The sequence below is a fragment of the Halostella sp. PRR32 genome, from assembly GCF_034808085.1.
GTDB lineage: Archaea > Halobacteriota > Halobacteria > Halobacteriales > Natronoarchaeaceae > Halostella > Halostella pelagica.
Genome location: NZ_JAXHGL010000287.1, coordinates 1 through 236, shown reverse-complemented (window position 1 = coordinate 236; position 236 = coordinate 1). Strand labels below are relative to the sequence as shown.

The 236-nt window shown below is 44.1% G+C and carries 1 protein-coding gene; it reads right to left on the bottom strand.

All coding sequences use genetic code 11. The features are described 5' to 3' along the window. A partial coding sequence (locus tag SM753_RS21150) for a hypothetical protein (RefSeq protein ID WP_323193001.1) occupies nucleotides 1-223 on the bottom strand: 223 nt, incomplete at its 3' end. Nucleotides 224-236 lie beyond the last annotated feature (13 nt).

Below are 236 nucleotides of genomic sequence, written 5' to 3'. Positions count from 1 at the left end.
ATTTAATTTCTGGTGGCTCATCATCACGAATCAATGATGCTTGTGCCTTGAGATCCTCGATATCAAAGTTCCACGCACTGACTCCTCGATGGTATTCACTCAATGAGAGAGCCTCCTGTTCCGAAGAAGGCATTTTCTTCAATGCCAACTGTGCTGCATCTTTAAGCTGAAGAGCCTTTACACGGTCCCAGAGGGGAGGTAAATCAGTTAAGATATTCTTCATAGTCAACTCTGGA